The sequence below is a fragment of the Streptomyces sp. NBC_01244 genome (assembly GCF_035987325.1).
Classification (GTDB): domain Bacteria; phylum Actinomycetota; class Actinomycetes; order Streptomycetales; family Streptomycetaceae; genus Streptomyces.
The window spans coordinates 6,162,174-6,183,233 of record NZ_CP108488.1; the positions used below are offsets into that span (position 1 = coordinate 6,162,174).

A 21,060-nucleotide genomic window follows, 5' to 3' on the forward strand; every position below is an offset into this window, starting at 1 on the left:
CGGATCCCACGGAACGAGAGGCCGCTCAGATGGAGACGACGAGCAGTAGCCGGGTAGGCACACAGCCCGCCGAGGCACAGACGCCCGCACCCCAGGACCCTCCGCAGTCCCCGGACGCGGCCGCCCCGCCCGTCCCTGCCGCCCGCCGGGCGGCCGAGGGGTACCTGCGGGCCGACTTCCCCTGGTACGGGCTGGACGGTGCCTTCACCGGCCCCCGCTGGCTGATGCAGGTCGCCGCAGGCGCCGACGGCAGCGTGGAACACGGCTCGACCGGTCACGGGGACGAGCCCTCCGCCCGCGGCGAGATCGCCACCGGGGAGAAGGAGCGCTTCGCGGTGGTCGTGACCGTGGCCAGCAACCCGCTGCGGCGCACCGCCGACGGCACCGGCGTCCTGGAGGCCACCTCGGTCTCCTCGGCGGCCTGGCTGGCCGGCTCGGGGCTGCTGGCCTACAGCTGGCCGGGGCAGATGGACCACAGCCTGCGCGACGACTGGCTCGACCAGCAGACCGAGGCCGCGTGGGAACTCGCCGACGACCTCGCGGGGCCGGACTGGTCGACGCTGTCGCTGCCGGTGGACGGGGAGCCGACGCCGTTCCACTACCGCGAGTCGGAGTTCGGGTGGGTCCTCGCCGGATCGACCGGGAGCGGGGTGCACTTGGGTGCGTACGGGCGCGGGATGAGCGCGTACGGGCTCGGCTTCTCGGTGATCGGGGACCTGGCGGCGTACGAGTAGGAAACAAGAGCGGGACACGAGAGCGGGACACAAGAGCAGGACACGCAAAGGGGGCTCAGCGAGGGAATTCCCTCGCTGAGCCCCCTTTGCGCGCGTGCGTCAGAACTTGTTGCGCGGGGTGATCCCCAGGGACATGCCGGCCAGGCCGCGGGCGCGGCCGCCGAGCTTGCCCGCGATGGCGCGCAGGGCCGCGCCGGCGGGGGAGTCGGGGTCGGACAGGACGACCGGGGTGCCGTCGTCGCCGCCCTCGCGCAGGCGGACGTCGATCGGGATCGAGCCCAGCACCGGCACGTTCGCGCCGATCGTCTTGGTCAGGCCGTCGGCGACCTTCTGGCCACCGCCGGAGCCGAACACGTCGACCATCTCGTCGCAGTGCGGGCAGGGCAGCCCGGACATGTTCTCCACGACGCCGACGATCTTCTGGTGGGTCTGCACGGCGATCGAGCCGGCCCGCTCCGCGACCTCGGCCGCCGCCTGCTGCGGGGTGGTCACGACGAGGATCTCGGCGTTCGGCACGAGCTGGGCCACGGAGATCGCGATGTCGCCCGTGCCCGGCGGCAGGTCGAGCAGCAGGACGTCCAGGTCGCCCCAGTACACGTCGGCCAGGAACTGCTGGAGGGCCCGGTGCAGCATGGGACCGCGCCACACCACGGGCGCGTTGCCCGGGGTGAACATGCCGATGGAGATGACCTTCACGCCGTGCGCCGACGGCGGCATGATCATGTTCTCGACCTGGGTGGGGCGGCCCTCCACACCGAGCATGCGCGGCACGCTGTGGCCGTAGATGTCGGCGTCGACGACGCCGACCTTCAGGCCGTCGGCCGCCATCGCCGCCGCGAGGTTCACGGTGACCGAGGACTTGCCGACGCCGCCCTTTCCGGAGGCGACCGCGTAGACGCGGGTCAGCGAGCCGGGCTGGGCGAAGGGGACCTCGCGCTCGGCGGTGCCGCCGCGCAGGGTCGCCGCGAGGTCCTTGCGCTGCTCGTCGCTCATCACGTCCAGGGTGACGGCGACCGAGGTCACGCCGGGGACGCCCTGCACGGCCTCGGTGACCAGGTTGGTGATGGTCTCGCGCATGGGGCAGCCCGACACGGTCAGGAACACGGTGACGGCGACCTCGCCGCCGTCACCGATCTCCACCGATTTGACCATGCCCAGCTCGGTGATGGGCCGGTGGATCTCGGGGTCGTTCACCGTTGCCAGCGCGTCCAGGATCGCGTCCTGCTCGGGCACGGCGGCGGCGTCGGCGGAGCTTGTGTCGGTAGCCATGCCCCGATGGTACGGCGCGGTGGCGGGCCTCAGGAAAGCCCGCTAGCGGTCGCCTTCGTCACTCTCGAGCGGGAATAGCCGCCGTTCGTCCATCTCCTTGATCAGATCCTGGAACTCGGACCGGATCCAGTCGCGCGTGGCGACCTCTCCCAGGCCCATCCGCAGCGCCGCGATCTCCCGGGTCAGGTACTCGGTGTCGGCCAGCGAGCGTTCGTTCTGCTTGCGGTCCTGCTCCAGGTTGACCCGGTCCCGGTCGTCCTGGCGGTTCTGCGCCAGCAGGATCAGCGGGGCCGCGTAGGAGGCCTGGAGCGACAGCATCAGGGTCAGGAAGATGAAGGGGTACTGGTCGAAGCGCACGCTCTGGGGCGCAAAGATGTTCCAGAGCACCCAGATGATGATGACGACGGTCATCCAGACGATGAACCGGCCCGTGCCGAGGAACCGCGCGACCCGCTCCGAGAGCCGCCCGAAGGCTTCCGGGTCGTACTCGGGCAGCAGCCTCCGGCGGGCCGGGCGCGGCAGGTCGAGGCGGGTGCGCGAGCGCGACAGCGCGCTCGATCCCGTCGCCTGGCCGGCCTTCGCCCGCTCGCCGCGCTCGAAAGAGGAACGTTCCGCCCGCTCCGCGGCCGCCTCCGCCAACCCGTACTCGCGGGCCTGCGCCCGCGCCTGCTCGCGCCGTTCCCGGATCTGCTCCTTGCGCCGCTCGCGCGGCTGCTCGCCGCGCCCCCGCTCAGTTCCCACGGAGGGCCCCTTCCGCACGCTCGGAATCCTCGGGACCCCCGGGGCCCTCCGAGTGGAAGTCCGTCTCCCGCCAGTCGTCCGGCAGCAGGTGGTCCAGTACGTCGTCGACGGTGACCGCACCCAGCAGCGAGCCGCTCTCGTCGACGACCGGGACCGCGACCATGTTGTACGCGGCCAGGTAGCTGGTCACCACCGGCAGCGAGGCGTCCGGCCGCAGCGGCGCCAGCCCCGTGTCCACGATCGAGCTGACCAGGGTGAACGGCGGATCGCGCAGCAGCCGCTGGAAGTGCACCGTGCCCAGGTACTTGCCCGTGGGGGTCTCGTCCGGCGGCCGGCACACGTACACCTGCGCCGCCAGCGCCGGCGACAGGTCCGACTGCCGTACGCGGGCCAGCGCGTCGGCGACCGTAGCGTCGGGCCGCAGCACGATCGGCTCCGTGGTCATCAGACCGCCCGCGGTGTTCTCCTCGTACGACAGCAGGCGCCGCACGTCGGCGGCGTCGTCCGGCCGCATCAGCGTCAGCAGCCGCTCCTTGTCGTCCTCCGGCAGCTCCGAGAGCAGGTCGGCCGCGTCGTCCGGGTCCATCGCCTCCAGGACGTCGGCCGCGCGCTCCTCCTTCAGCTTCCCGAGGATCTCCACCTGCTCGTCCTCGGGCAGTTCCTCCATGACGTCCGCGAGCCGGTCGTCGTCCAGTGCGCTCGCCACCTCGGCACGCCGCTTCGGCGTCAGGTGGTGCAGGACGTTCGCCACGTCCGCGGGGCGCATCTGCTCGAAGGTGGCGACCAGGTTCTCGGCGCCCTGCCCGTGCTCCTCCAGCGAGAAGCCGGTCACCGCCGACCACTCCACGGTCAGGGTCTCGCCGCGCCGCCGCAGCGCGCCCGACTTGCCCTTCCGTACGAAGATCCGGTCGATCTCCCAGTCGCGGCGGGCCGGCAGCTGCTGGATGGCCACGTCCAGGACGGTGACCTCCTCGTCGTCCGCGACCAGGCGCACCCGCCGGTCCAGCAGTTCGCCGAGGATCAGCCGCTCGGTGGGACGCTGCTCGAAGCGCCGCATGTTGACCACGCCGGTGGTGATCACCTGGCCGGACTCGACGCCCGTCACCCGGGTCATGGGCAGGAAGATCCGCCGACGGCTGACGACCTCGACCACCAGACCGAGCAGCCGGGGCGGCCGCCCGCCCACGCGCAGCATCGCGACGAGGTCGCGTACCCGGCCCACCTGGTCGCCGTTGGGGTCGAAGACGGGCACACCCGACAGATGCGAGACGAAGATCCGTGGGGCGCCTGCCGCCATCCGAGCGCCTCCTACGAGCTGCGTCATCCGTCGATCACCGGTACTGCCGCCCTCAGGTTAGCCCGTACCGCACGCAACCTCCTGGTGGGGCCGTCCGCCCGGGCATCCCCCCGGCGTCCCCACGGCGTCCGCGCGGCGCCCCCGCGGCCTCCGTACGCGCGTCCCCACGAGCTGCGCACGGGCGCCGCGCGGAGGGCCGCGTACGGGCGGGTACGCTGCCAGCTGCTCGCCGACGCAACGAGAGGGGCACCTGCCCGTGACCGCCTATTTCCCCGCCCCGCGGCTGCGCCGGGCCGCCTTCGTCAGTGCCCTCTGCGCGGGCCTGGCCGTCGTCGGCACGGGGTGCGGGGCGGACCCCGACGAGGGGACGAACGGGGTCGGCAAACTGTCCGCCGACCAGATCGAGGACAAGGCGAAGACGGCCGTCACCGGGGCCCAGTCGGTCCACCTCTCCGGCACGCTCGTCAGCGGCGGCAAGTCCTTCACACTGGACATGCGGCTCGGGGCGGACGGCGGCTCCGGCGAGGTGAAGTCCCAGGACGACACCACCTTCCAGCTGCTGCGGGTCGGGGAGCAGCTCTACCTCAAGGCGGGCGCCGCGTTCTGGGGGCAGTCCGAGGCGGCCGGCAAGCTCGGCGACAAGTTCGTGAAGGTGCCCGAGGGCGACCCCTCGTACAAGCAGTTCCGCGGTTTCACCGACATGCAGGTCATGCTCGACGGGCTGCTCGGGCTCGACGGGAAGCTCACCAAGGGCGAGGACTACACCAAGGTCGGGCCCACCCGGGCGGTCCAGGTCTCGGCGGACAAGGGCAAGGGCGGCAAGCTGACGGTCTCCCTGGAGGGCACCCCCTACCCGCTCCTCATGGAACGCGCGGGCGGCGCCGGCCGGGTGACCCTCGCGGAATGGGGCGCGCCGGTCGAGCTGACCGCGCCCGAGCCGGACCAGACGGTGGACTACGGTTCCGAACTGCCCACGACCAAGGAGCAGGCGGGCGGCACCGGCCAGGGCTCGGGGCAGGGCTCCGGCCAGGGCGCGAACCCGCAGGGCTAAGCCGGCGTAGATCCCCGGCGGGCCGCCAGCCCTAGCGGGTCGCCTTCTTCTTCCGCTTCAGCAGCAGCTTCGGCAGCCCGGCCGGGATGGGCCGGCGGGTCGTCGCCGGGGAGCCCAGCGGAGCCGCCGCCAGCGAACCCTCGGGGAGGGCGGCCCGGACCGCCTCCGGCTCCAGGCGCAGCAGCCGGCACTCCCGCGCCCAGCGCTCGGTCATCTCGGCGGAGTCGGGCGCGTTGAGCCGCTTGCCCTTGAGCTCGGCCACCGCGGCCTCCCACGGCTCGCTGCCGGGCACGAGCTCGCGTACGGTCGCCGTCCACGCGACGAGCCGGCCGCCCTTGTCCTTGCTGCGCACGGTCACCTCGGCCGCCGCCCCGTCCGAGAGCCCCGGGAACGGCTGCTCCCCGGGCCCGTCGCCGAGCACGTGCGCCGCGCCGTCCACCCAGGCGTGCCACAGGCCGCGGTCGGCCCCGGAGCCGCGGACCCAGATGAGGCCGGACTTCTTGGTGGCCTCCTCGACGAGGGCCAGATCGAGCGCGCTGAGAGTCATGCGCACAGGGTAGCCAGCGCCTCCCGCACGCTCACAGCCAGCCGTGGCGGCGCAGGGCCCGGTGGATGGTGAAGCAGGTCCCGGCGATGGCGGCCATCACCATCGGGTAGCCGTAGCGCCACTGGAGCTCCGGCATGTGCTCGAAGTTCATCCCGTACACCCCGCAGATCATCGTGGGCACGGCGATGATCGCCGCCCAGGAGGTGATCTTGCGCATGTCCTCGTTCTGCGCGACGGTCGCCTGCGCCAGGTTGGCCTGGAGGATGGAGTTCAGCAGCTCGTCGAAGCCGACGACCTGCTCGTGCACGCGGGCCAGGTGGTCGGCGACGTCGCGGAAGTACTTTTGGATGTCGGGCTCCACCAGCCGCATCGGGCGCTCGCTGAGCAGCTCCATGGGACGCAGCAGCGGGGAGACGGCCCGCTTGAACTCCAGCACCTCGCGCTTGAGCTGGTAGATGCGGCCCGCGTCGCCGCCGCGCGCGGCGCCCTTGGCGGGGGCGGCGAAGACCTCGCTCTCCACCTCGTCGATGTCGTCCTGCACGGCCGCGGCGACAGCGATGTACCCGTCGACCACGTGGTCGGCGAGGGAGTGCAGGACGGCGGACGGCCCCTTGGCGAGGAGCGCCGGGTCGTCCTGGAGGCGGTGCCGCAGGCCCTTGAGGGAGCCGTGGCCGCCGTGCCGGACGGTGATGACGAAGTCGGGGCCGGTGAAGCACATCACCTCGCCGGTCTCCACCACCTCGCTGGTGGCGGTGAGTTCGGCGTGCTCGACGTAGTGGATCGTCTTGAAGACGGTGAAGAGGGTGTCGTCGTAGCGCTCCAGCTTCGGCCGCTGGTGCGCGTGCACCGCGTCCTCCACGGCGAGCGGGTGCAGCCCGAACACGGCGGCGATCCCCGCGAACTCGGCCTCCGTCGGTTCGTGCAGACCGATCCACGCGAAACCGCCGTCCTCGCGGACCTCGCGCAGCGCCTCACGGGGCGTCAGGCAGGAGGCCCCCCGCGCACGCACGTCGCGCCGCCCGTCGCGGTAGACGGCGCAGTCGACCACCGCGCTGTTCGCGGACGGGTCGCGGGTGGTGTCGTATCCGGGCTGGGCCGGGGTGGACCTGCGCAGCGCGGGGCGGACGGCGGCACGGAGGTAGGGCAGCATCGACATGGCAGGCTCCTTCGCGCGCACGGCTGCGGACCGTACGGGTGGGAGGTCCTTCCGGACGGCACGCTCACCCGGTCGGCAGTCCGGGCGGGCAGGCGGAAGGATCAGGACGGGAGGACACAGTTCTTCCGTCGCTCTTCGACCGATCCGACGTGTCGATTCAAAGACGCGCGGATCAAAGGGGGCGCGGCGCGCCCGTCGGCGAAGTGGAAGAGCGAGAGGTACCGCACGTACTGTGCGATCGACTTCGATGCACCGCAGCCCCACCTCCTCCGGCCGGTCCCCCGTAGGGGACGTCCTGTCGCCGGGGCACTGAAACTTCTCTTCTGAGAGCGTCCCCGACCAGCGGTCAACGATATCAGCCGACGGATGGTCAAGAGCCGCTCTTTACCCGGCTGATACGAGTTCTATGCTCGGTCCATGGCAGAAATTCTGGCCCTTGTGGAAGCCCGGCTGCGCGCCGCCCTCGGCGAACCCGATGCCCGCGCCGCCGTCACCTTCCTGGGCACCGACCGTTTCGAAGTCCTCCGCTTCACCGAGGGCGAGCTCGTGCGGTACGCGACCCTCGGCATGTCCGCCCAGCCCATGACCGATCCGACGGCGGTGGTCTCCGACCCGGTCCGCGGCCCGCGGGCGGAGCTCGTCCTGACCGTACGGGGCGGGCTCGCGCCCACCGACAAGCTGCTGCGGCCGCTGGCCGTACTGGCGGCCTCGCCCCAGGTGGAAGGACTCGTCGTGACGCCCGGCGCCTCGCTGGACGTGGGCGAACCCCTCTGGGACGGGGCGCCGTTCACCTCCGTCCTCGTGGCGGAGCCCGGCGGTCTGGTGGAGGACCTCGCCCTTGACGACCCCATGGACCCCGTCTCCTTCTTCCCGCTCCTCCCGATGACGGCGAACGAGGCGGCGTGGAAGAGGGTCCACGGCGCCGCCGCCCTGCAGGAACGCTGGCTCGCGCGCGGCACCGATCTGCGGGACCCTCTGCGTACGGCAGTCGCACTGGACTGAGCATCCGGCCGCCGCCCGGCCGCCCGGACGGGTGAGCGCGTCTTGACGGGGCGCGCGGCGGGGAGGAGCGTGGCTTCTTATGAGGGGCGAACCGAGTTGCCCGAAGTGTGGTGGCCGGGTCAGGGCGCCCGGTCTTTTCGCCGACTCCTGGCAGTGTGCGGTGCACGGCACCGTCCATCCCCTGCAGCCCGTGATCCCGCCGAGCGTCGAAGGTCTGGGCGTGGTGGTGAACCGGGCGCAGGTACCGGTGTGGATGCCCTGGCCGCTGCCCGTCGGCTGGCTGTTCACCGGAGTCGCCTCGGCCGGTGACGACCGCAGCGGCGGCCGGGCCACCGCCGTGGCCTGCTCGGGTCCCGGCCCGCTCGGCGGCATCGGCGAGCTGCTGCTGATCGCCGAGGAGCTGGGCGTCGGCCTGGGCGCGCGGTTCGCCGGTCTCGACGCCCCCGACCCCGGCCGCTACATGAACGTCTCCGCTCCGCCGCACGCCAAGGTGGTCGCCGCCGGGCGCCCGACACCCCTCTGGCACGTCACCGGCGTCCCCGAGGACCGGGCCGTCTTCGCAGGCGAGGCGCGCGGGCTGTGGCTGTGGGCGATCGTCTGGCCGGAGCAGTCGGGCCTGCTGATGTACGACGAACTGGTCCTGACCGACCTGCGCGACGCGGGATCCGAGGTGGAGCTGCTGCCCTGCGGCGCCCTGAGCCCCCGCATTTTGTCCTCTTGACGCGCCGCTCGCACGGCTCGGCCCTGGCGGGCCTCACCGGCTTCGCGGTGCTGCGCCGGACTCCGTCCGGCGGTCCGGGACGGGGTTGGCCCGGTGGCCCCCGGTGCGGCAGGGCAGGCGGCCCTCGGCGCGGCCGGTCCGGTGGGGCCCGTACCGGGAAAAGCGGACGGTATCCTGGAGTGTCCCCCGTCCGCGTGTGAACCCTGGAGTCCGGCTGTGCGCATCGATCTGCACGCCCACTCCACGGCCTCGGACGGTACGGACACCCCCGCCGAGCTGGTGCGCAATGCCGCCGGTGCGGGGCTCGACGTGGTGGCGCTGACCGACCACGACACCGTCGCCGGGTACCGCGAGGCCATCGCCGCGCTGCCCCAGGGGCTGACCCTGGTCACCGGCGCCGAGCTGAGCTGCCGTCTCGACGGCATCGGCATGCACATGCTGGCGTACCTCTTCGACCCCGAGGAGCCCGAGCTCTTCCGTGAGCGGGAGCTCGTGCGCGACGACCGCACCCCCCGCGCGCAGGCCATGATCGGCAAGCTGCGGGGCCTCGGGGTGGACATCACCTGGGAGCAGGTGGCCCGGATCGCCGGTGAGGGATCCGTGGGGCGCCCGCACATCGCCGCCGCGCTCGTCGAGCTGGGCGTCGTGCGCACCGTGTCGGACGCGTTCACCGCGGACTGGCTCGCCGACGGCGGCCGCGCGTACGCCGAGAAGCACGAGCTCGACCCCTTCGATGCGATCCGCCTGGTCAAGGCGGCCGGCGGGGTCACCGTCTTCGCCCACCCCGCCGCCGTCAAGCGCGGCACCTGCGTGCCCGAGAGCGCGATAGCCGCCCTCGCCTCGGCCGGTCTCGACGGCATCGAGGTCGACCACATGGACCACGACGAGCCCACCCGCGCGCGCCTGCGCGGCCTGGCCGGCGACCTCGGTCTGCTGACCACCGGATCCAGCGATTACCACGGCAGCCGCAAGACCTGTCGGCTCGGCGAGTACACGACCGACCCCGAGATCTACGGCGAGATCACCCGCCGTGCCACCGGGGCGTTCCCGGTCCCCGGCGCCGGTGGACGCGTACGCGGCTGACCGCTGCCGCCGCCCCTCCCGCCCTCCCCCCTTTTTTTCGTGACACCCCTCTCCTGCAAGGCATCACTGTGCTCGATTTCGCCGTCTTCGGATCCCTCTTTCTCACGCTTTTTGTGATTATGGACCCTCCGGGGATCACGCCCATCTTCCTCGCGCTGACCTCCGGCCGCCCCGCCAAGGTGCAGCGCCGCATGGCCTGGCAGGCCGTCTGCGTCGCCTTCGGCGTCATCGCGGTCTTCGGCATCTGCGGCCAGCAGATCCTCGACTACCTGCACGTCTCCGTGCCGGCCCTGATGATCGCGGGCGGGCTGCTGCTCCTGCTCATCGCGCTCGACCTGCTCACCGGCAAGACCGACGAGCCGAAGCAGACCAAGGACGTGAACGTCGCGCTCGTCCCGCTCGGCATGCCGCTGCTCGCCGGGCCCGGCGCGATCGTCTCGGTCATCCTGGCCGTGCAGAAGGCCGACGGGGTCACCGGGCAGGTCTCGGTGTGGGCCGCGATCATCGCGATGCACATCGTGCTGTGGGTGGTGATGCGCTACTCGCTCGTCATCATCCGCGTGATCAAGGACGGTGGCGTGGTCCTCGTGACGCGCCTGGCGGGCATGATGCTGTCCGCGATCGCCGTCCAGCAGATCATCAACGGCGTGCTCCAGGTGATCCACACCGCGTAGTCGATGGATTCGCGCGCCACCCGCCGCGCATGCGAACGCCCCCGCACCGGGATCGGTGCGGGGGCGTTCGGCGAATAGGTGGACGCGGTCAGTTGGACACGGTCTCAGCCGGTCGGATCAGGATGCGCTGGCCGACGGCCGCGGCCTGCTGCACGATCCGGTTGACGGAGGCCGCGTCCACGACGGTGCTGTCCACGGCAGATCCGTCGACGTCGTCCAGGCGCAGAATCTCGAAGCGCATGGGGCTTCTCCCTTCGTCAGTGTTCTTCCTTGTACAGGGTTAACGAAGTGTAAGCCGCAAACATTCCCTACGCTAAGGAAATTTTTTCCTTGCCTAAGTACTAACGGGTACCGGAGACGTCAGAAGCCCCCCAGAACGCCGCCAGCGCCGCCGCCACGGCCGCCGGATCCTCGGCGTTCGGAGAGTGTTCCGTCCCCGGGACCACCACCCGCGCCGCGCCCAGCCGCCGCGCCATCGCGTCCATCTCCGCCACCGGCCACACCGGGTCCGACTCCCCGGACAGCACCAGCTTCGCCAGTCCGGGCGCCGCGGCGGCGAGCTCGTCGATCCGGTCCGGCTCCTCGATCAGCGCCCGGCCGGTGACCATCAGCTGCTCGGGGACGGTCCCCAGCCAGCGGGCACGCAGGAAGGCCGCGAGGGCCGGATCCTCGGGCGGCGCGTCGCGCGGATCCATGGCGCGCATGGCCTCCCAGATGCCCGGCATGTCGTCGCCCATCGCCTCCAGCGCCGAGACCAGCAGCTTCGTACGGCCCTGCTGGTCGGCGCAGACGGCGCCCGGGCCGCTGCTCAGCAGCGTGAGGCTGGCGTACGGGGCCGGATCGCGGACCACGGCCGCCCGGACGATCAGCCCGCCCAGCGAATGCCCGAGCAGGTGCACCGGCCCGGCCGCGTCCAGGGCGGCGGTCTGCGCGAGGACGTCGTGCGCCAGTTCCGCCAGGGCGTACGGGGCCTGCGTGCGCGGGCCGCCGCTCTCGTGCTGGCCGCGGCCGTCGACGGCGACGACGCGGTATCCGGCAGCGGCCAGCGGCCCGAGGAGGCCGATGAAGTCCTCCTTGCTGCCGGTGTAGCCGGGCACCAGCAGGGCGGTGCCGCGGGCCGGCCCGCCGGGCACGGCCTCGTGCACGGCGAACTCGCCGCGGGCCGTGGTCAGCCGGTACGCGCGGGCTGCGGGCGGGAGCGTGAGGGTCGGCGGCTTGCTCATGGCCCGAGGTTACCGGCCCGTACGCCCGTACGGGAGCTCCGCCCGGGCCCGGGTACGCCGATGGCCCCGGCCCCCTCGAAAGGGGACCGGGGCCATCGGCAGGGCGTTACGCCTCCGGGGTCTCCACCGCGGCGACGGCCTTGCGGGTCCGCGTGCGCTTCGGCTTGGCCGGAGCCTCCTCGGCCGGAGCGGCTGCCTCGGCGGCCGGAGCCTCCGGGGCGGCAGCGGCGACCTTGCGGGTGCGGGTGCGCTTCGGCTTGACCGGAGCCTCCTCCGCCACCGGAGCGGCGGCCTCGGCGACGACCTCGGCGACCGGGGCGGCAGCGGCGACCTTGCGGGTCCGCGTGCGCTTCGGCTTGACCGGGGCCTCCTCGGCGACGGCGGCAGCGGCGACGACCGCAGCGGCCGGAGCCTCGACCACGGCGGCCTGGGCGACGACCTCGGCCACCGGGGCGGCGGCCGGAGCGGCGGCGGCCTTGCGGGGAGCGCGGGCACGCGGGGCGCTGCTCCGGGGGGCGCTGGTGCGGCGCTCCCGGACCGGCTCCACCAACGGGGCCATCTGGAAGTCGACCTCGGGCTCCACGACGAACGGGGCCAGGGGCTCCAGTGCCGTCGCGGGGGCGACGAAGGTGGCGGCCGGAGCGGCCGACCGGGTCCGGCGACGGCGCGGCTTGCGCGCCTCGTCGGCGGCCGGAGCCTCGGGGGCCTGGACCGCCTGCGCCTGGACCGCCTGCGCCTGGACCGCCGGGGCGACCGGGCTGACCGGGGCGGCCTCGGTGGTCACCGGGGTCAGGAGCTCGGCGCCCTGGTCCGAGCCGCCACGGGTGCGGCGACGCTGGCGCGGGGTGCGGGGTGCACGCTCCTCGGCGACCGGGGCGGCCACGCCGCGGCCACCGTCACGTCCGGCGTCGCGTCCACGGTCACGACCGCCGTCGCGACCGCTGTCACGGCCACCGTCGCGACCGCCACGTGCACCGCGGCCGCCGGTCTCGCCCAGGTCTTCCAGGTTCTCGGCCTTCAGACCGGCCCGCGTGCGCTCGGCGCGCGGCAGGACGCCCTTGGTGCCGGCCGGGATGTTCATCTGCTCGTACAGGTGCGGGGACGTGGAGTACGTCTCCACCGGGTCGTGGAAGTCCAGCTCCAGCGCCTTGTTGATCAGCTGCCAGCGCGGGATGTCGTCCCAGTCGACCAGGGTGACGGCGATGCCCTTCTTGCCCGCGCGGCCGGTGCGGCCCACGCGGTGCAGGAAGGTCTTCTCGTCCTCGGGCGTCTGGTAGTTGATGACGTGGGTGACACCCTCGACATCGATACCGCGCGCGGCGACGTCGGTGCAGACCAGCACGTCGACCTTGCCGTTGCGGAAGGCGCGCAGCGCCTGCTCGCGGGCGCCCTGGCCCAGGTCGCCGTGGACGGCGCCGGAGGCGAAGCCGCGCTTCTCGAGCTGCTCGGCGATGTCGGCCGCCGTGCGCTTGGTGCGGCAGAAGATCATGGCGAGCCCGCGGCCTTCGGCCTGCAGGATGCGGGAGACGAGCTCCGGCTTGTCCATGTTGTGCGCACGGAAGACGTGCTGCGTGGTGTTGGCGACGGTCGCGCCCTCGCCGTCCTCGGAGACGGCGCGGATGTGCGTCGGCTGCGTCATGTACCGGCGGGCCAGTCCGATGACGGCGCCCGGCATGGTCGCCGAGAACAGCATCGTCTGACGCTTGGCCGGCAGGTAGCTCATGATCCTCTCGACGTCGGGCAGGAAGCCCAGGTCGAGCATTTCGTCGGCCTCGTCGAGGACGAGGGCCTTGACCTTGGAGAGGTCGAGCTTCTTCTGCCCGGCCAGGTCGAGCAGGCGGCCCGGGGTGCCGACGATGACGTCGACGCCCTTCTTGAGCGCCTCGACCTGCGGCTCGTACGCGCGGCCGCCGTATATGGCGAGGACGCGGACGTTGCGGACCTTGCCCGCGGTGAGGAGGTCGTTGGTGACCTGGGTGCAGAGCTCGCGGGTCGGAACCACCACGAGGGCCTGCGGGGCGTCGGTGAGCTGCTCCGGTGTGGAACGGCCCGCCTCGACGTCCGCGGGGACGACGACGCGCTCCAGCAGGGGGAGGCCGAAACCGAGCGTCTTGCCGGTACCGGTCTTGGCCTGGCCGATGACGTCCGTGCCGGACATGGCGACGGGGAGGGTCATCTCCTGGATCGGGAAGGGGGACACAATGCCGACGGCCTCAAGGGCTTCGGCCGTCTCGGGAAAGATCCCGAGGTCTCGGAACGTAGTCAGGGTGCTGCCTCTTCTGTGAGACGCGGCGCGAGGCGGCGAAGGGGGTCGTACCGTGCCGGGCTTGCAGTACTACTGCGTACGTACGAAGCTGCGCGGGACCACGAGCCATCGCTCAGGCGCTTTATGCCGCTGAGGGGGCCCCTCGTGGGAGGCGGTACGTATGAACGTACGCATCACGCCGAGGGCGGTCGGGTGGAGCCGATCGGGCCACCGACCGGGCATCCTCATTCGGATGGCCCGCCGAGTGTTCGGCAGGCGCATTACCACTGTACCCCGGAATCTCGCAGCTGTGTCGGGTGAATTCACCAGGTAGGCGCGTTTACGTGGACTGAGCAGGTGGTTCACGGTGCCTTTCGGCGAGCTATTGTGCGGAGCATGTCGACCGTTGAAAACGCATCGCCCGCCGACGAAAGCGCCCCCTCCGAGGCAGCCGGCATCGCCGCCCAGGACTGGGTCACGGCCTCCGCCTCGCCGCAGTACCGGGCCGCCGTGGTGGATCTGCTCGGGGCGCTCGCGTACGGCGAACTCGCGGCCTTCGAACGCCTCGCGGAGGACGCGAAGCTCGCGCCCACCCTCGGGGACAAGGCCGAGCTCGCGAAGATGGCCTCCGCCGAGTTCCACCACTTCGAGCGCCTGCGTGACCGGCTCACCGCGATCGACGAGGACGCCACCGCCGCGATGGAGCCCTTCGCGAAGGGCGTCGACGACTTCCACCGCCAGACCGCCCCGTCGGACTGGCTGGAAGGCCTGGTCAAGGCCTACGTCGGCGACTCCATCGCCAGCGACTTCTACCGCGAGGTGGCCACCCACCTCGACACGGACACCCGCGGGCTCGTCGTGAGCGTGCTCGACGACACCGGCCACGGCGGTTTCGCCGTGGAGAAGGTGCGCGCCGCCATCGAGGCCGACCCGCGCTGCGGCGGCCGGCTCGCGCTGTGGGCCCGCCGGCTGATGGGCGAGGCCCTGTCGCAGGCGCAGCGCGTGGTCGCCGAGCGCGACGCGCTCTCCACCATGCTGGTCGGCGGGGTGGACGGGATGGCGGCAGGCTTCGACCTGGCGGCCGTCGGCGAGATGTTCACCCGGATCACCAAGGCGCACACCAAGCGCATGGCGGCCCTGGGCCTCGCGGCCTGATCAGGGACCCGGGACAGACGTACGCCGGCCCCCGTGCGGAAGCTTCCGCACGGGGGCCGGCGTCTTGGGTCAGTGGGGCTTCGGTCAGTGGGGCCTTGGGTCAGTGGGGCCGTCTAGCCCCGCGTCGGAACCGAAAACGGAGTCCGGTGGGACGGCCTCGCCGTCCGGCCGGCGGGCCGCAGCAGTAGGGACAGGACCACCGCCGAGACCAGCGCGCCGCCGATGAGGGTCGCGAACAGGGTGTTGTGCCCGGGGCCCAGCGCGGTGTGCGTCAGATAGGCCCCGAAGAGGGCGCCCGCCACTCCGCTCACCAGCACCGCCCGCGGAGAGGGCAGCCGCGGGCCGAGCGCACGGACGGCCGCCCCGGCCAGGGCGAGGCCCAGGAGAGCGGAGCCGAGCGCCTCGATCAGCAGCATGGGGGTTCCTCTCGAACGGCGGACGAACGGCGGACGTACCGGGGCGTACCGGGAGCGTGTTGCTTACAGCGGTCCTACCCGAAGCGGAGGAAACGGAAACGGCCCGGCGGAGTCGTCCACCGGGCCGTTCTCGGTACTTCTGGGTGCTCCGCAGTGTGGGGAGCGTCCGGCTCAGAGTGCGCCGAAGCCGACCTTGCGCGCGCTGGGCTCGCCCAGGTCGACGTACGACAGGCGCTCGGACGGAACCAGGACCTTGCGGCCCTTGATGTCCGTGAGGCTCAGCAGCGGCGCCGAGCCGGACAGGGCGGCGGTGACGATGCTCTCCAGCTCCTCGGCACTCAGGTCGCTCTCGAGCACGATCTCCCGGGGTGCGTGCTGCACGCCGATCTTGACCTCCACGGCCTTGTCCCTCCGACGGTCCGGTTCGCGCGATCAGCCGCGCCGTTACCCGGTCCACATTAGCCCGGAGAGAGGACGTGTCCGCCGCGCGGCGGAAACGCTCGCAGCGAACAGCCGCCGGTCAGACCGGCGGGGACCGCCGGGGCCGGCCCGGAAAGCCGGGCCGGCCCCGGTCGGCCGCCGGTCAGACGTCCGTCGGGTGCAGCGGGAAGCCGGCGATTCCGCGCCAGGCGAGGGAGGTCAGCAGGCCCACCGCGGTGTCACGGGCGACCGGGCTCTCGCTCGACAGCCAGTACCGGGCCACGACCTGCGAGACCCCGCCCAGGCCCACGGCCAGCAGCATCGACTCGTCCTTCGACAGGCCGGTGTCCTCGGCGATGACGTCCGAGATGGCCTCGGCGCACTGCAGCGAGACGCGGTCGACGCGCTCACGCACCGCCGGCTCGTTCGTCAGGTCCGACTCGAAGACGAGGCGGAAGGCGCCGCCCTCGTCCTCGACGTACGCGAAATAGGCGTCCATGGTCGCGGCGACGCGCATCTTGTTGTCGTTGGTCGACGCCAGAGCGGTGCGCACGGCGAGCAGCAGGGCCTCGCAGTGCTGGTCGAGCAGCGCCAGGTAGAGGTCGAGTTTTCCGGGGAAGTGCTGGTAGAGCACCGGCTTGCTGACTCCGGCACGCTCCGCGATGTCGTCCATGGCCGCAGCGTGGTAACCCTGCGCGACGAAGACCTCCTGGGCGGCGCCCAGGAGCTGGTTGCGCCGGGCCCGGCGCGGAAGTCGCGTGCCCCGCGGACGCGCTGCCTCGGTCTGCTCGATGGCTGTCACGCCGCCTCCCACTTTCTCTAGTACACAGTGCGCCTTGCGCCGCGCGGCCATCGTACTTTTCGGTAACCGAATCTGGAGGGTTCAAGCCGAGTTTTCTCGCGGTACGGACCGCCGGTTACCCACCGGAGATGCTGGTCAGCGCTTGCTCAGCGGTAATCGTCCTCGTCCAGGGCCACCACCCTGGTCTGCTCGGCGGCGTCCCCGTCGGAGGCTTCGCGCTGGCCCACGGGGGTCAGCGGATCGTCCTCGATCGGATTCAACTCCGCGTTCTGTTCCGCCGCGTCCGCCTCGGGGGCTTCCACGTCGAGGGTTTGCGGCTGCTCTGACTGGAAGGTGTCCGGTTCCGCAGGGTCGACAGTCATGGAGCGCACCCCTTTCCACTTACGAGCCTAGGAGGATCGCGCATACCCCGCTAGGCGGTGCCGCAAGCATCTGTGACGGCGAACACAAGGGGCGCCGCGTGATCGTCTCGTAACATTGCCCCATGTCTTCGACCGAGCTGCCGGGTGTGCGGTCCGCCGACCCCTCGCCTTCCAACGAGTCTTCCCAGGTGGGAGCCGTGCGAGTGGCCGAAGGGGAGCAGCTGCGCACCGACCGGCTGCCCGGGCTGGAAATGAACGTGCGGTACCGCCCGGCGGTCCGGGCGGGTTTGCCGCCCGCGCTCTTCGTCCACGGGCTCGGCGGGTCTTCGCAGAACTGGTCCGCGCTGATGGCGCGGCTGGCCGATCGTGTCGACGGCGAGGCCGTGGACCTGCCCGGTTTCGGCTGGTCCCCGCCGCCCGCCGACCGCGACTACTCGGTGACCGGGCTCGCGCGCGTCGTCATCCGCCACCTCGACGCCGCCGGGCGCGGACCGGTGCACCTCTTCGGGAACTCCCTCGGCGGCGCCGTCTCCACCCGGGTCGCGGCCGTCCGGCCCGACCTGGTGCGCACGCTGACGCTGGTCTCCCCGGCCCTGCCCGAACTGCGCGTGCAGAAGTCGGCCGTGCCGACCGCGCTGCTCGCCGTCCCCGGAGTGGCCGGACTCTTCGGCCGGCTCACCCGAGGTCTGAGCGCCGAGCGGCGCACCCGGGGGGTGACGGACCTCTGCTACGGGGACCCCTCGCGGGTGACGCCCGAGGCGTTCGAGGCGGCCGTCGAGGAAATGGAACGGCGGCTCGCACTGCCGTACTTCTGGGACGCGATGACCCGTTCCTCGCGCGGCATCGTCGACGCGTACACCCTCGGTGGCCAGCACGGACTGTGGCGCCAGGCGCAGCGGGTGCTCGCGCCGACCCTGCTGGTCTACGGTGGCCGGGACCAGCTCGTCTCGTACCGTATGGCGCGCAAGGCCGCCGCGTCCTTCCGGGGTTCGCGGCTGCTGTCCCTGCCGGAGGCGGGGCACGTGGCGATGATGGAGTACCCCGAGGTGGTCGCGGCCGCCTTCCGGGAGCTGCTGGACGCCACCGGCGACGGGGAGACCGTGCACACCGTGGAGAACGTGAACACCGACGAGGACGGCAAGGGCTGAGACGTGGGACGACATAGTCGCAAGGAGCCCGCCAAAGCTCCCGGCCCCGGCCCAGAGCATCCGCGGCCGGCCGAACGGGCCGGTGCACGGACCGCCGCCCCGGCCCAGGCCGGGTGGGCCGAACCGGCCGCCGCCCCGCGCGGGTACGCGGCCCCGCCGCGCCACGAGCCGGTGTCCGGCGCGCGCGGCGGCCATCCCGAACAGCACGAGCCCGGCGGGGCCTGGGGCGCTGCCGCGGGTACCGGCGCGGCCTACGGGGACTGGCGCGGGGCCCCCCGCACCCGGCCGGCGGCCGCTGCCGCGGGCGCACCTGCCCCGGCCTACGACACCCGGGTGTACGACGCCCCGGTCTACGACGCTCCGGTCTACGACGCCCCGGTTTACGACGCCCCGGTTTACGAAGCCCCGGCCTTCGGTACCCCCGCGGTCGGTTTCCCGCAGGTCACCCTCGACTCGCCGATGACCGCGACGGGCTCGCACCGCCGGATTCCCGTCGCCGGGGACGCCTTCACCACGACGGGTTCACACCGCGCGGTCCCGGTCGCCGACGACGCCTTCACCGCGACGGGCTCCCACCGCCGGATCCCGCTCCACGAGGACGCCTTCACCGCGACGGGCTCCTACCGCGCGGTCCCCGCCGCCCGGGACCTCGTCGCCGAGGACGCCTTCACGGCCACCGGGTCGCGCCGCCGGATCCCCGCGCCGCGCACGCCGGTCGTCACCCCCGCAGAAGAGGCGCAGGGGGCCCCGCCCGCGGCCGGGCGCGGCGGGAAGGGCCGTACGTACGCCGGGATGGCCGCGGCGGCCGTCACCGTGGCGCTCGCCGTCGTCGTCGCGGGCCAGGCGGCCTCCGAGAGCGACAGCGGCAAGGACACCGTGCGCGCCTCCGACGAGGGCAACAGCCACACCGCCCAGGGCAACTCCGCCGCGTCCCGCTCCGACGACCGGCCCACCCCGGACGCCTCCGCGGCGCTCAAGGCCGCGCCGGAGCTCACGTACGACCAGAAGATGGCGCAGCAGTTCCCGATCGACGAGAAGCTGAAGGGCTCCGGCGTCTTCGACACCGTGCCCGGGGTGGCGAAGGCGCCCGGCAAGGGGCAGGTGGTCCGCTACCGCGTCGACGTGGAGCAGGGGCTGGGCCTGGATCCGCAGCTCTTCGCCGAGGCCGTGCACCGCACGCTGAACGACGACCGCAGCTGGGGTCACGGCGGTACGAAGACCTTCGAGCGGGTGCCGGGCGGCGAGGCCGATTTCGTGATCACGCTGGCCAGCCCCGGGACGACCGGAGTCTGGTGCAAGAAGTCCGGGCTCGACACCACCATCGACAACGTCTCCTGCGACTCCGCGTCGACCGACCGCGTGATGATCAACGCGTACCGCTGGTCGCAGGGTTCGGCGACGTACGGCGCGGACCAGATGTTCGCCTACCGCCAGATGCTGATCAACCACGAGGTCGGCCACCGGCTCGGCCACGGCCATGTGAGCTGCCAGACACCGGGCGCGCTCGCCCCGATCATGCAGCAGCAGACGAAGTCCCTGGACATCAACAACGTCAAGTGCAAACCCAACCCCTGGGTGTATCCCGGGAGTTGATCATCCGCGTTGACAAGCCGTCCGATGGTTGGGCATCGCTCTGCGCATACCGCACCTGCACACCACTACCGCGAGCGCCGCCATCCCCTGATCTCGCTGGGAATCCCGGCCCGGAGACGCGGAGGGCCGGAGTTCGTCACGTTGTCAGTGGCCCCCGCTAGGTTGAGGACACCTTGACCGAACGGAGGTGGGCCGGTGATCCGTGCGTACAAGTTCCTCATGCGGCCCACCGCGGGCCAGGCGATCGCGCTGGGCGAGATGCTGCGTGATCACTGCTCGCTGTACAACGGGGCTTTGCAGGAACGCCGTGTCGCTTACCGGCACGTATCGAAGACGTCCGTCAAGTACGGGCAGCAGTCCGCGCAGCTCAAGGAAATCCGGGCGTTCGACCCGGAGCGGCAAGGGCGCTGGTCGTTCTCCTCCCAGCAGGCGACGCTTCGCCGGCTGGACAAGGCGTTCGCCGCGTTCTTCCGCCGGACCAAGTCCGGCGAGACTCCGGGCTACCCACGCTTCCGTGGCGTCAACTGGTTCGACACGGTCGATTTCCCCAGGGACGGCGATGGCTGCCGGTGGGATGCCACCCCGCACGACCCCGTCACACGGGTCCGCCTGCAAGGCGTAGGCATATCAAGGTCAACCCGCACCGGTCGGTCGTCGGCAAGGTCAAGACCGTCTCGGCCAAGCGCGAAGGACGCCGCTGGTACGTGGTCCTGACCGCCGAGCAGCACCAGCCCGAGCCGCTGCCCACGACTGGGTCCGTGGTCGGCATCGACCTCGGGATCGCCAGCTTCCTCACCGACTCCAACGGCGCCTTCGTACCCAACCCGCGCCATGGCCGCCGTGCCGCTGCCCGACTGCTAGCCGCACAGCAGGCCCTCTCGCGGTTCCCGCGTGTCCGCCGGGACAAGCGCACCGCCAACCATCGCAGGGCCGTCGAGAAGGTCACCGAGCTGCACCGCAAGGTCCGGCGTCAGCGCCTCGATCACGCGCACAAGACCGCCCTGGGTCTGGTCCGCGCGCACGACTTCATCGCGCACGAAGACCTCAGGATTCGCAGCATGGTCAAGGCCCCACCGCGAAACCCGACCCCGAAACACCGGGCGGATTCCTGCCCAACGGGGCCGCCGCGAAGGCCGGTCTCAACCGCTCGATCAACGATGCCGGATGGGGGGTGTTCCTCACGATCCTCACCAGCAAGGCTGAAAGCGCCGGTCGGGAAGTGATCGCCGTGGACCCCCGCAACACCTCCAGGCAGTGCCCCGAATGCGGGCACACCGCCAAGGAGAACCGGCCCACGCAGGAGAAGTTCCACTGCCAGTCTTGCGGCCACATCGCGCACGCGGACACGGTGGGCGCCCTGAACGTTCTACGGGCCGGGCTGGTCCGTCGCAACGCCAATACGGCATAGCGAGAAGCCCCCT

General features: G+C 72.1%; 23 protein-coding genes. 11 read left to right on the forward strand and 12 right to left on the reverse strand.

From position 1 onward, the window contains the following. Positions 1–29 precede the first annotated feature (29 nt). Positions 30–734 (forward strand): hypothetical protein, encoded by a 705-nt coding sequence (locus OG247_RS27930; protein ID WP_327254806.1) that lies wholly within the window; start codon positions 30–32, stop codon positions 732–734. A gap of 99 nt (positions 735–833) precedes the next feature. On the opposite strand, the gene OG247_RS27935 is transcribed toward OG247_RS27930, so the two are convergent. The 3 genes from OG247_RS27935 to OG247_RS27945 all read right to left on the reverse strand — a co-directional run bounded on the left by OG247_RS27935 (position 834) and on the right by OG247_RS27945 (position 4,041). Next, entirely contained in the window at positions 834–2,003 is a 1,170-nt protein-coding gene (locus OG247_RS27935) for an Mrp/NBP35 family ATP-binding protein (protein ID WP_442813426.1), read from the reverse strand. 42 nt (positions 2,004–2,045) lie between these two features. Beyond that, a complete protein-coding gene (locus OG247_RS27940) occupies positions 2,046–2,552 on the reverse strand; it encodes a DUF1003 domain-containing protein (protein WP_327257654.1) in 507 nt (168 codons plus the stop codon). A 181-nt stretch (positions 2,553–2,733) separates the two neighbouring features. Next, positions 2,734–4,041 carry a magnesium transporter MgtE N-terminal domain-containing protein gene (locus tag OG247_RS27945; RefSeq protein ID WP_327254807.1) on the reverse strand — a complete coding sequence of 436 codons (1,308 nt, stop codon included), beginning with the start codon at positions 4,039–4,041 and terminating at the stop codon, positions 2,734–2,736. 256 nt (positions 4,042–4,297) lie between these two features. On the opposite strand from OG247_RS27945, the gene OG247_RS27950 reads away from it, so the two are divergent. Next, positions 4,298–5,092: a hypothetical protein gene (locus OG247_RS27950; RefSeq protein ID WP_327254808.1), complete on the forward strand. Its 795-nt coding sequence runs from the start codon at positions 4,298–4,300 to the stop codon at positions 5,090–5,092. Between the two features lie 31 nt (positions 5,093–5,123). On the opposite strand, the gene OG247_RS27955 is transcribed toward OG247_RS27950, so the two are convergent. Next, on the reverse strand, positions 5,124–5,639 hold the full coding sequence (locus OG247_RS27955; protein ID WP_327254809.1) for a hypothetical protein: 516 nt from the start codon (positions 5,637–5,639) through the stop codon (positions 5,124–5,126). Between the two features lie 31 nt (positions 5,640–5,670). Continuing rightward, complete coding sequence (locus OG247_RS27960) at positions 5,671–6,795, reverse strand: magnesium and cobalt transport protein CorA (RefSeq protein WP_327254810.1); 1,125 nt, start codon at positions 6,793–6,795, stop codon at positions 5,671–5,673. A gap of 417 nt (positions 6,796–7,212) precedes the next feature. Between OG247_RS27960 and OG247_RS27965 the strand changes: the two genes are divergently transcribed. The 4 genes from OG247_RS27965 (at position 7,213) to OG247_RS27980 (ending at position 10,275) form a co-directional block, all read left to right on the forward strand. Next, positions 7,213–7,797, forward strand: a complete 585-nt coding sequence (locus OG247_RS27965; RefSeq protein ID WP_327254811.1) for a suppressor of fused domain protein — start codon at positions 7,213–7,215, stop codon at positions 7,795–7,797. A 79-nt stretch (positions 7,798–7,876) separates the two neighbouring features. Then, positions 7,877–8,518: a DUF6758 family protein gene (locus tag OG247_RS27970; RefSeq protein ID WP_327254812.1), complete on the forward strand. Its 642-nt coding sequence runs from the start codon at positions 7,877–7,879 to the stop codon at positions 8,516–8,518. 216 nt (positions 8,519–8,734) lie between these two features. After that, positions 8,735–9,601 (forward strand): PHP domain-containing protein, encoded by an 867-nt coding sequence (locus tag OG247_RS27975; RefSeq protein ID WP_327254813.1) that lies wholly within the window; start codon positions 8,735–8,737, stop codon positions 9,599–9,601. Positions 9,602–9,669: 68 nt separating this feature from the next. Beyond that, positions 9,670–10,275 (forward strand): MarC family protein, encoded by a 606-nt coding sequence (locus OG247_RS27980; RefSeq protein ID WP_327254814.1) that lies wholly within the window; start codon positions 9,670–9,672, stop codon positions 10,273–10,275. An 88-nt stretch (positions 10,276–10,363) separates the two neighbouring features. Here the strand turns inward: OG247_RS27980 and OG247_RS27985 are convergent, their stop codons facing one another. From OG247_RS27985 to OG247_RS27995, 3 genes are all read right to left on the reverse strand, one after another. After that, positions 10,364–10,516: a hypothetical protein gene (locus OG247_RS27985; RefSeq protein WP_243335969.1), complete on the reverse strand. Its 153-nt coding sequence runs from the start codon at positions 10,514–10,516 to the stop codon at positions 10,364–10,366. Positions 10,517–10,616: 100 nt separating this feature from the next. Further along, positions 10,617–11,498, reverse strand: coding sequence for an alpha/beta fold hydrolase (locus tag OG247_RS27990; protein ID WP_327254815.1), 882 nt, complete (start codon positions 11,496–11,498; stop codon positions 10,617–10,619). 106 nt (positions 11,499–11,604) lie between these two features. After that, on the reverse strand, positions 11,605–13,674 hold the full coding sequence (locus OG247_RS27995) for a DEAD/DEAH box helicase (RefSeq protein WP_327254816.1): 2,070 nt from the start codon (positions 13,672–13,674) through the stop codon (positions 11,605–11,607). A 465-nt stretch (positions 13,675–14,139) separates the two neighbouring features. On the opposite strand from OG247_RS27995, the gene OG247_RS28000 reads away from it, so the two are divergent. Further along, a complete protein-coding gene (locus OG247_RS28000) occupies positions 14,140–14,898 on the forward strand; it encodes a ferritin-like fold-containing protein (RefSeq protein ID WP_327254817.1) in 759 nt (252 codons plus the stop codon). A gap of 113 nt (positions 14,899–15,011) precedes the next feature. On the opposite strand, the gene OG247_RS28005 is transcribed toward OG247_RS28000, so the two are convergent. The 4 genes from OG247_RS28005 to OG247_RS28020 form a co-directional block, all read right to left on the reverse strand. Next, positions 15,012–15,314, reverse strand: a complete 303-nt coding sequence (locus OG247_RS28005) for a hypothetical protein (protein ID WP_327254818.1) — start codon at positions 15,312–15,314, stop codon at positions 15,012–15,014. 171 nt (positions 15,315–15,485) lie between these two features. Further along, positions 15,486–15,713: a DUF3107 domain-containing protein gene (locus OG247_RS28010; protein WP_243335978.1), complete on the reverse strand. Its 228-nt coding sequence runs from the start codon at positions 15,711–15,713 to the stop codon at positions 15,486–15,488. Positions 15,714–15,897: 184 nt separating this feature from the next. Beyond that, positions 15,898–16,536: a TetR/AcrR family transcriptional regulator gene (locus OG247_RS28015; protein WP_214949215.1), complete on the reverse strand. Its 639-nt coding sequence runs from the start codon at positions 16,534–16,536 to the stop codon at positions 15,898–15,900. Positions 16,537–16,682: 146 nt separating this feature from the next. After that, the gene (locus OG247_RS28020; RefSeq protein ID WP_327254819.1) at positions 16,683–16,898 is read right to left on the reverse strand and encodes a hypothetical protein; all 216 of its coding nucleotides are present in this window, start codon (positions 16,896–16,898) and stop codon (positions 16,683–16,685) included. 122 nt (positions 16,899–17,020) lie between these two features. Here OG247_RS28020 and OG247_RS28025 point away from each other — a divergent pair, with 122 nt between their 5' ends. The 4 genes from OG247_RS28025 to OG247_RS28040 all read left to right on the forward strand — a co-directional run bounded on the left by OG247_RS28025 (position 17,021) and on the right by OG247_RS28040 (position 21,047). Further along, positions 17,021–18,046, forward strand: a complete 1,026-nt coding sequence (locus OG247_RS28025) for an alpha/beta fold hydrolase (RefSeq protein WP_327254820.1) — start codon at positions 17,021–17,023, stop codon at positions 18,044–18,046. Positions 18,047–18,049: 3 nt separating this feature from the next. Continuing rightward, on the forward strand, positions 18,050–19,639 hold the full coding sequence (locus OG247_RS28030; protein ID WP_327254821.1) for a DUF3152 domain-containing protein: 1,590 nt from the start codon (positions 18,050–18,052) through the stop codon (positions 19,637–19,639). A gap of 569 nt (positions 19,640–20,208) precedes the next feature. Beyond that, positions 20,209–20,862 carry an RNA-guided endonuclease InsQ/TnpB family protein gene (locus OG247_RS28035; RefSeq protein ID WP_327254822.1) on the forward strand — a complete coding sequence of 218 codons (654 nt, stop codon included), beginning with the start codon at positions 20,209–20,211 and terminating at the stop codon, positions 20,860–20,862. Then, positions 20,859–21,047: a zinc ribbon domain-containing protein gene (locus OG247_RS28040; RefSeq protein WP_327254823.1), complete on the forward strand. Its 189-nt coding sequence runs from the start codon at positions 20,859–20,861 to the stop codon at positions 21,045–21,047. The genes OG247_RS28035 and OG247_RS28040 overlap by 4 nt, the downstream gene beginning before the upstream one ends. The last annotated feature ends 13 nt before the right edge of the window (positions 21,048–21,060 follow it).

Excerpts from the sequence above, each read along its gene's own strand:
- OG247_RS28025 (WP_327254820.1), top strand. The coding sequence starts at position 17,021 with ATGTCTTCGACCGAGCTGCCGGGTGTGCGGTCCGCCGACCCCTCGCCT.
- OG247_RS28005 (WP_327254818.1), bottom strand. The coding sequence starts at position 15,314 with ATGCTGCTGATCGAGGCGCTCGGCTCCGCTCTCCTGGGCCTCGCCCTG.
- OG247_RS27955 (WP_327254809.1), bottom strand. The coding sequence starts at position 5,639 with ATGACTCTCAGCGCGCTCGATCTGGCCCTCGTCGAGGAGGCCACCAAG.
- OG247_RS27990 (WP_327254815.1), bottom strand. The coding sequence starts at position 11,498 with ATGAGCAAGCCGCCGACCCTCACGCTCCCGCCCGCAGCCCGCGCGTAC.
- OG247_RS27945 (WP_327254807.1), bottom strand. The coding sequence starts at position 4,041 with ATGGCGGCAGGCGCCCCACGGATCTTCGTCTCGCATCTGTCGGGTGTG.
- OG247_RS27935 (WP_442813426.1), bottom strand. The coding sequence starts at position 2,003 with ATGGCTACCGACACAAGCTCCGCCGACGCCGCCGCCGTGCCCGAGCAG.
- OG247_RS28000 (WP_327254817.1), top strand. The coding sequence starts at position 14,140 with ATGTCGACCGTTGAAAACGCATCGCCCGCCGACGAAAGCGCCCCCTCC.
- OG247_RS27965 (WP_327254811.1), top strand. The coding sequence starts at position 7,213 with ATGGCAGAAATTCTGGCCCTTGTGGAAGCCCGGCTGCGCGCCGCCCTC.
- OG247_RS27995 (WP_327254816.1), bottom strand. The coding sequence starts at position 13,674 with ATGACCCTCCCCGTCGCCATGTCCGGCACGGACGTCATCGGCCAGGCC.
- OG247_RS27970 (WP_327254812.1), top strand. The coding sequence starts at position 7,877 with ATGAGGGGCGAACCGAGTTGCCCGAAGTGTGGTGGCCGGGTCAGGGCG.
- OG247_RS27960 (WP_327254810.1), bottom strand. The coding sequence starts at position 6,795 with ATGTCGATGCTGCCCTACCTCCGTGCCGCCGTCCGCCCCGCGCTGCGC.
- OG247_RS27930 (WP_327254806.1), top strand. The coding sequence starts at position 30 with ATGGAGACGACGAGCAGTAGCCGGGTAGGCACACAGCCCGCCGAGGCA.
- OG247_RS28020 (WP_327254819.1), bottom strand. The coding sequence starts at position 16,898 with ATGACTGTCGACCCTGCGGAACCGGACACCTTCCAGTCAGAGCAGCCG.
- OG247_RS27985 (WP_243335969.1), bottom strand. The coding sequence starts at position 10,516 with ATGCGCTTCGAGATTCTGCGCCTGGACGACGTCGACGGATCTGCCGTG.